The following is an 8,366-nucleotide window of genomic DNA, read 5'->3' on the forward strand; positions in this document are numbered from 1 at the left end:
ATCGGGCTCCCTCGTCCCCACCGGTCCCCGCTGACGTGTCGCACGACTCAGGCGACTTGACCTGAAAGCCGTTGCTCCCGCGGACAACGACGGCGAGGGACCGGGAGGGAGAGGTGACCTCGGTCAGGACAGTATTTCGATGTACCCGTCGGTTCCGTGGACGCGGATCCGTTGCCCGTCCCGGATCAGCCGGGTGGCCTGCTCCACGCCCACGACGGCGGGCAAGCCGTACTCACGGGCGATCACCGCACCATGGGTCATCAGGCCACCCACCTCCGTCACCAGGCCCGCGATCCCGACGAACAGCGGAGACCAACTGGGGTCCGTGAAGGCCGTGACCAGGATGTCCCCGACCTCGAGATCGGCCTCGGCCATGTCGAGGACGACGCGAGCCCGTCCCTCGATGGTCCCGGCGGAGACCGGAAGACCGACGAGGGCGCCGACGGGCGCGTCGTCGCGTCGGTAGGCACCGTTGACGGCCTCGCCGTCGGAGGTGAGCACCCGGGGCGGGGTCAGCGCGTGGTACGCGCGGAACGCCTCCTTGCGCTGCTCGATGAGCCGGCCGTCCGCCTTCCGCGAGCGCACGACGTCGTGCAGTTCCTGGAACGTGAGGTGGAAGATGTCCTCCCTGTCGGCCAGGACACCGGCCCGCACCAGGCGTTCGGCCTCCTCCAGCAGGGCCTGCTTGTAGACGAAGGTCCGGCTGATGATCCCGTACTTCGGGTACTCCCGGTAGCCGATGAAGGTGCGGACCCGGTCGATCATCTCCTTCGCCTCGCCGGCCTTCCGGTCCCCGTCCGGCAGGGCCCGCAGGCGGGACAGCACGTCCTCTTCCTTCTTCCGCGCCTCCTGCCGCCCGTGCTCGAAACGCCGTGCGGCGGCGCCCGGTTCGAAGTTCCTGACGTTGTCGAGGATGACCGGCACGAGCGTGGAGGGACGTTCCCGCCAGCGCGGCCTCGTGATGTCGATCTCACCCACGCAGCGCACGCCGTACCGGTCGAGGTACGCCTCGATGGCGTCGCGTGCCTCGGTCCCGCCCGGGAGTTCGACCAGCTTGTCCAGGAAGCCCTCGCCGTCGACCTCCCCCAGGAACGACACGACCTCCGGGTACGGGCGGATCACGTCCGCCACGTCGAGCAGCGCCAGTCCCATCTCCGAGGTGATGTTGCCGGGGGCGGACAGGGTGAGTGTGTCGGCGGCGTTCTTCTCGCCCAGCCACTCCCCCAGCTTGTCGTTGAGCCACCATGTGGCCTGCATCCCCGCCATGATCACCTGGAAGCTCTGCGGGTCACTGAGCACGCGCTTGTGCTCCTCGAATGCCTCCAGCAGGAACTCGAAGAGCGCCAGTCCGGTCTTCGTCCGGATGTCGCGTCGCAGGTCGGCGATGGACGCCTCGCTCCGCTCGATCAGCCTCGTGACGACGGCCGGATCGGTCTCGATCTCGATCGGGGCGGACGCGCTGCCGACCGGCGGCCCAACAACGTCCGCGTCAGGGAGGGACGGGATGAAGTCGTCACGCTGCAACACGGTTTCCAGCGCGTCCCTCATCAGCGGATCGGACCTCCCCGCCATGTCCAGCAGGCCGTCGCGGCTCGCAGGCGAGGCCAGTCGCCGGGCCACGTCGACGAAGAGCCTGCCGCCAGCCGTGTGCATCGGCACCATGGCCGTCAGCTGCCACATGGAGAGCCCGAGCGGCTTCATGGGATCGGTCATCATCTGCTGGTGACCGACGGAGACGTAGACGTGATTCTCCTGATCCCCACTGTCGGGGATGGGGAACAGCGTCGTGATCGGCCGGCTCTGGACGATGTGGAACCCTTCGTCGTCCAGGCACCATTCGATGTCCTGCGGGCAGCCGAACCGCGCCTCGATCCGCCGTCCCAGCCGCACGAGTTCGAGCACCTGCGCATCCGTCAGCGCCGGTTGCTCCTGGCGACGGGAGTCGATCGCGACCTGCTGCGTGCCGCCGGACGGCACGGCGTGCAGGGCACGCTCCTTGGCGGCGATCGTCCTGGCGACGACCTCGCCGTGCCGCACCTTGTAGACGTCCGGGTTGACCAGTCCGGAGACCAGTGTCTCGCCGAGGCCGAAACCGGCGTCCACGGTGGCGGTCTTCCGGTTGCCCGTGACCGGGTCGGCCGTGAACAGGATGCCGGACGCGTGCGGGAAGACCATCCGCTGCACGACCACGGCCATGCGGACCGTACGGTCGTCGACACCGTTCCGCCGCCGGTAGGTCACGGCCCGCTCGGTGAACAACGAGGCCCAGCACCGGCTGACGTGCGCGAGGATCGCCGTCGGCCCCACCACGTTGAGGTACGTGTCCTGCTGGCCCGCGAAGGAGGCCGTCGGCAGATCCTCCGCGGTCGCACTGGACCGCACGGCGTAGGCGCCGTCCTCGCCGTGCCGGACGAGCGCGCGGGTGATCGCACCGGCGAGATCGTCCGGAAGTGCGATCGCCTCGACGGTCCGGCGGATCTCGGCGCTGAGCGTGCGGATCGTCTCCCGGTCGTCCGGGTCCACCCGCGCCAGCCGGTCGAGCCGGGCGTCGAGCGACGGCGTCTCCGCCATGATCCGGCGGAAGGCGTCCGTCGTCACGCAGAACCCGGTGGGCACGCGGATACCGTCGATCCGCGCGAGTCCACCCAGGTGCGCCGCTTTGCCTCCCACGACGGCGACCTGGGACTCGTCGATCCCCTGAAGATCGACCACGTACTGCTCGCTCACTGCGACACCTCCACCGCGGGCGCGCTCCGCCGCCTCGCACCGGCCGATCGCCTCACCGGCGTCTCCCTCTCCGTCGCACCTCGTGCCGGGCTCGTCGCAGGCCCTGCCGCCCGTCCCTCCGACGAGCCGGGCTGCCGCCCGGTCGCGGCGGGCGCAGCGGCCGCCCGTGCCTCCGCTTCGAGCGCCCGCCACCGCACCGCCAACCCCACTATGGGTTCGACGCCACCGCGTCCCCCGTACATCGACAACAACACGCGCACGCAGTGCCCCTCATTTCCGCAGGTTGTGGCCACGGCGGACGATTGTGCGCCACCCCCTGGGCCTTGCCGCAAGCCCCCCGGTGCGCTATAACTTGGGAGAGGCAAGGAGAGGACTCCTTGTCTTTTTCTATTTTTCCGTCGGCCGGATCAGCGGACGCTCCGCGACGCGGCGGCGTCCCGCCTGCGGCTTTGCCCCGCGTCTCGTCCCGCCGTGAACCGTCCCTCCCGCTACCGCCGCATCGGGCGGGTGGTCAGTGAACGCGGCGGCTCTCCAGCGGGCCCAGGTACGTCTGCGGCAGGCCACCCGTGTCGATGATCAGGCGTTGCACGACGACCGTCGGGTCGACCATCCAGAAGGCCAGCTTGTGCGCGCCCGCCCGGGTGATGGTGTGTTTCCTCGAGGTCCGGTTGACGTTGTCCGAGGTGTGGCGTTCCCAGCGGCGGTTCAGTGCGCCGTCGTCGGGGCCGGTCGCGGCGATGACGTCCACCGTCTGCGGGACGGCGTCGTCGAAGGAGACCGCGTAGCGCAGGCCGGGGCGGGCGAGTGCGGGATTGCGCGGGGAGAGGTGGGCCCAGACCGTGACCTCGCCGGGGGTCAGCAGCGTCACGTCGTACTCCAGCCGCGGTCCGCCGGGGCCGGGCTTCTGCTCGGGGGCCGTGACGGGGACCGGTGTCATGCCGGCTCCGGTGCGGCCGATGCCGGGGATGCGCAGCCAGTCGATGCCGGGGGCGCCGACGGCACGGGTGTAGTGCTCGGCGTCGACGGCCACGTAGCCGCCGGCCTCGACGAAGCCCTTCAGGCCGCGCGGCGAGGTGTGGTCGGCCACGGCGCGGACGGTGACGGTACGGCCCGCGCCCTCCACCGTGAGCGTGCCCTCGGAGCGTCCCGCGGGGGCCTTCGACCAGTCGACGGTGACGGTCACCCGTGTCTGCTGCCGCACCGTGCCGCGCGGCCGGTCCGTCTTCAGCCAGGGAACGGAGGACACGACCCGGTAGGGGAAGGGGCTGGCCCCGCGGTTGAAGATCTCCAGCTGCTGCGGAGCCCGGGTCTGGTACGGGCTGAAGTCCGCCAGCACCGGGGGGTTCGCCGCGTGTGGCCACCACCCTTCGGAGTCGTCGATCGCCACGCCCATCTCCGCGGCCCTGGGCACCTCGATGCGGCGTACCGCCGGGAACAGGACGTCGGGTAGGGCCACGTTGTCGAGTTCGGGCTGCTGCCAGGGCGCGTTGGGGCCGTAGCGCTCCACGTCGCCGTAGTCGATGTGTGGCTGGAGCTGGAAGTCCTTCCATTTGCCGCCCGCGATCTCCTCGTTGAAGACGTCCTGAAGGCGGAAGTCCTCGCGCAGGCCCGCCTCGGCCCGGTCGGCGCGGTCGTTGGTGGCGGCGCGGCCCTGCGGGGCGTAGCGGAGGTTGGTGAACTCGGCCTCGCGCAGGTCGTAGAGGTTGGCCGTGGCCAGCACGTTGTACCCGATCAGTTCGAACCAGGCGTCCTTGGCGGAGTCGGGCAGGGCGCGGGCGATGCGAGCCGCCTGCCTGGCGAGCTGCCGCCACTCCTCGGTCACGCGCTCCAACTCTCGCCCGTAAAAAGGTGTTTGCCGGTCGTCGTACACGACGGCGGTGTCGTCGGTGGCGAGGTCCTTGGCGGGGTCCAGGGTGATACGGCGATTCAGAAGTTCGGGCTTGCGTCGGTGCTGGAGGCTCCCGTAGCGGGCGAGGACCGCGGCGATCGCCTCGGCGTACTCCTCCCCGAAGTGCAGTGCGGCGTACCGGCGTTCCCAGGCCGGGATGCTCTCCAGCTCCCAACGCTTCGGGTTCCAGGCATAGTCGAGGAAGTACTGGGTGGGCAGCTCATTGCCCTTGAGGTCCCCGGCGTTGGTTATCCACAGCGTGGTGTTGCCGTACGCGACCGCTTGGTGGAGCTGGTCCCAGAGGTTCGGCAGGGAAGTCGTGTCGACCCACTTGTAGTTGCGGCCGTCGCCGACGTAGTCGAAGTGGTAGTAGAGGCCGTAGCCGCCCGAGCGCCGCGGTTCGGCGGGGTCCGGGTGCTTGCGGATGTTGCCCCAGTTGTCGTCGCAGAGGACGACCGTGACGTCCTCCGGCGCACGCAGGCCGCGGGTCCAGTACCGCTGGACCTCCTTGTAGAGCGTCCACACCTGGGGCACGGAGGTCGCGGACCCGGTGAGTTCGGCGATGATCCGCCGCTGGGTGGCGATGATCTCCTGCATCAGCTCGATGCCGTCGCCGTCCGGCAGACCGGTGTCACCGTTGCCGCGCATACCGAGGGTCACCACGCCCTCGAAGCCCTGGTCGACCATGCGGCGGATGCCGTCGCGCCAGTACGCCTCGATCGCGGCGCGGTTGCGGCGGAAGGACCACTCCCCCGTGCCGCCGTACGGATCGCTGCCCGGCGTGACGATGTTCCCCTCCGCGTCGCGCTTCGCCGCCACGGCGTGCCGGTTCCACTCCTCGATGCCGCGCATCATCGGAGCCTCGTGGCTGGTACCCATGACGATGCCGTACTCGGCGGCACGGGCGTGGTTCTGCGGGTCGTCCTCGGCGAAGGCCCGGCCCCAGACGGCCGGCCAGAGGTAGTTGCCCTTGAGACGGAGGATGACCTCGAAGACCTTGGCGTAGAAGTCGGCGTTGAATCCTCCCGGGTGGTTTTCCGCCTTGCCCGGGCCGAAGTGACGGGGCGCCCAGGTACCGAGGTTGGGGTTCTCGTCGTTGATGAACACGCCGCGGTACTTCACGGCCGGTGTGCCCTGGCTCCAGGTACCGGGGCGGACGAAGACGGCGGACCGGCGGACCGGCTGGACGTCGTCCCACCAGTACCAGGGGGATACGCCGATGCCGCGGGAGACGTCGTACACGCCGAAGACGGACCCGCGCTGGTCGCTTCCGGCGATAACGAAGGCGCGGTCCACGCCCGGCATCGGGTCTTCGACGGTGGTCTGCAGGGACGTCTCCCACTTGCCGCGGATCGCGGACACATCGAGCTTGCCGGCCCTGATGAGACGGTCGAGAAGGGGACTGTGGCCGATGGTGCCGACGATGGTGACGGCACGGGCGGTACCGCGTTCCTCGGCCGGCCGCACGCCTGTGACGCGCTCGATGTCGGCGCGGAGGTCGGCGGCGGCGCGGCGGACCCCGGGACGGTCGGCGGCGTCGACCAGGACGGGGACGGCGTGGCCGGACGCGACCAGGGGGAAAGCGAGGGGTTCGTGGCGGAAGGTGATGTAGGCGCCGGGGTCGGTGGCTCGCAGTCCCTCCGCCGCGGCGGAAGTGGCTGCCTCCGCCGTCGGCAGGGAGACACCGAGCCCGACAGCCGCTCCGGTACCGAGGACGGTTCTTCTGCCGACGTTCCGCGCCATGACGGCACCCTTCTGCGAGAGAGGTGGAAAGCGGGATGGTGCAGGCCGTGACGGGGTCCCGCCGTCGACGGCCGGCGGATGTCCGAGCGACGGCAACGGGAGTGCGCAGTACGCACGGTGAGCGATGCCGGCTCGACGGCGGTCCAGACGAGAGCGCATGAAAGATTCCGGCCCGTCGGCGCCGCCGGCCGGGACGGCAGTGGCGGGCGGTCGTGCCGCTTCGGCGCCGGACGCGTCCTCGTGTCAGCCGGACGCGTCCTCGTGTCAGTGCTTGAGCAACCACGTGGCCAGTGCGGCCCTATTCGGATGCCGCGGTCCGGGGCCTGCCGTCGGCCAGCTCGGACTGCATCGCCCGGTAGGCCGGCTTCGCGCGGTAGTCCTCGTCGAAGATGTTGGCGGCGCCCTGGCCCTCGAAGGTGCCCGGCACCCAGGAGTACCTGTCGGTGAATCCCCACACGGTGAAGGAGATGCAGTGCGGTGTGTTCAGGCAGGCGTCGAGGAGTAGCCGGTAACCCTCGGCCTGCGTACGGAGTTCGGTCTCGTCGGCGGGCAGGATCATGCGTACGTCCGCCTCCGTGACCGCCGTGTCCAGGCCGAGCTTCTCGAAGCGGGCGAGGTTGGCACCCATGTCGGTGGGCAGGCCGTACTGGATTCCGACGTGCCCCTGGAAACCGACTCCGTCGACGGGGACGCCCTCGGCGCGCAGCCGGCTCATCAGATCGAGCACGGCGTCGCTCTTCGGCCCGATCCACTCGACGTTGTAGTCGTTGTAGAAGAGCTTCGCGTGGGGGTCGGCCTGGTGCGCCCAGCGGAACGCGTCGGCGATGTATCCGGGGCCCAGTTCACGCAGCCAGATGCTGTCGCGCAGCGTCCCGTCGTCGTTGAACGCCTCGTTGACGACGTCCCATTGCCAGACGCGCCCCTTGAAGTGGCGCACCGTGTCGGTGATGTGGCGGTGCAGGATCTCGCGCAGCTCTTCGGCCGTGAAGTCGCCCGACGTGAGCCAGGACGGCAACTGGTTGTGCCAGACGAGCGTGTGGCCGCGGACCTTCTGGCCGTTCTGCTCGGCGAAGCGGACGAGCCGGTCGGCGGCGGCGTAGTCGTACTCACCCCGCCGCGGTTCGATCGACTCCCACTTCATCACGTTCTCCGCGGTCACCGTCGAGAACTCGGTACGGGTGAGCCGGCGGTAGGTGGAGTCCTCGGCGAGGGCCGTCATGTCGACGGCGGTGCCGATCCGCAGACGGTCGTTGACGGCGAGCTGCCGCAGGGAACGGCTGTGGGTGCCGGTCCCGTCCTCGGCGCCTACGGCGGAACCCGCCGTGGCGAGCGGCAGCAGTGCGAGAGACGAGGTCACGGCGGCGGCCATGACAAAGCGCAGCTTCTTCACGAGCACTCCTTGAGCGGCTGGGCACGGGGGCGGTGCAGCCGAGTTGTGGTGCGGGCGGGGTGAGTGACAGGCGATCGTCAGCTCGAAGAGCATCGGAAATCACGAAAGTTTCGGTCAGTCCGAAAAGGCGCTGCGTCAAGCTATTGGCCGACCGCTCGACCGTCAACCCAGGTGGAGCGCCAATTTTTGATCACCTGCGAAGAGGGCTTCCCGCACCACTGATTGACCAACTCGCCAGGCGGACATAGATTCAGGCGCAGCAATTCGCACTTGATCTCGAAAGTTTCGCGCCTGTCCCTTCGTCGGTTTCTTCGACCGGCCCGCAGGTCTCGCCGCTTGTGGGCGCCGCACAGGGGCGGCCACAAGGTGTACCGAGGCAGATGCGCGTACGCCGTGGGGCACGGGTCGACCGTTGATCCATCCGGCGCCTGAGCGCTCTGCTCGGACAAGGCCGGTCAGTCACGTCGCCGACCGCGTCCTCGGCGCGGAACTGAGCCTGGCTGACGACCAGTCGGAGCGGGACGCGGTCATCGTCGTACCGACGCGAGAGCGGGCCCAGCAGGTCCCGGATAGCACCCACCCCGCTCGGCGACTCCACGACTCACGCCCGGCCGGCGG

The 8,366-nt window shown here is 69.7% G+C and carries 3 protein-coding genes; all 3 read right to left on the reverse strand.

The features are described from left to right. Positions 1 to 123: 123 nt before the first annotated feature. The 3 genes from rph to ACWGIS_RS31080 all read right to left on the reverse strand — a co-directional run bounded on the left by rph (position 124) and on the right by ACWGIS_RS31080 (position 7,727). On the reverse strand, positions 124 to 2,727 hold the full coding sequence (gene rph, locus ACWGIS_RS31070) for a rifamycin-inactivating phosphotransferase (RefSeq protein ID WP_453365811.1): 2,604 nt from the start codon (positions 2,725 to 2,727) through the stop codon (positions 124 to 126). Between the two features lie 511 nt (positions 2,728 to 3,238). Continuing rightward, entirely contained in the window at positions 3,239 to 6,358 is a 3,120-nt protein-coding gene (locus ACWGIS_RS31075; protein WP_453365812.1) for a glycosyl hydrolase 115 family protein, read from the reverse strand. Positions 6,359 to 6,656: 298 nt separating this feature from the next. Continuing rightward, the gene (locus ACWGIS_RS31080; protein WP_453365816.1) at positions 6,657 to 7,727 is read right to left on the reverse strand and encodes an endo-1,4-beta-xylanase; all 1,071 of its coding nucleotides are present in this window, start codon (positions 7,725 to 7,727) and stop codon (positions 6,657 to 6,659) included. Between the last annotated feature and the right edge of the window lie 639 nt (positions 7,728 to 8,366).

It is taken from the genome of Streptomyces sp. NPDC054842 (assembly GCF_053611025.1).

What these genes read in the sequence shown, in the direction of transcription:
- ACWGIS_RS31075 (WP_453365812.1), bottom strand. Translation starts at nt 6,358, where the DNA reads ATGGCGCGGAACGTCGGCAGAAGAACCGTCCTCGGTACCGGAGCGGCT.
- ACWGIS_RS31080 (WP_453365816.1), bottom strand. Translation starts at nt 7,727, where the DNA reads ATGGCCGCCGCCGTGACCTCGTCTCTCGCACTGCTGCCGCTCGCCACG.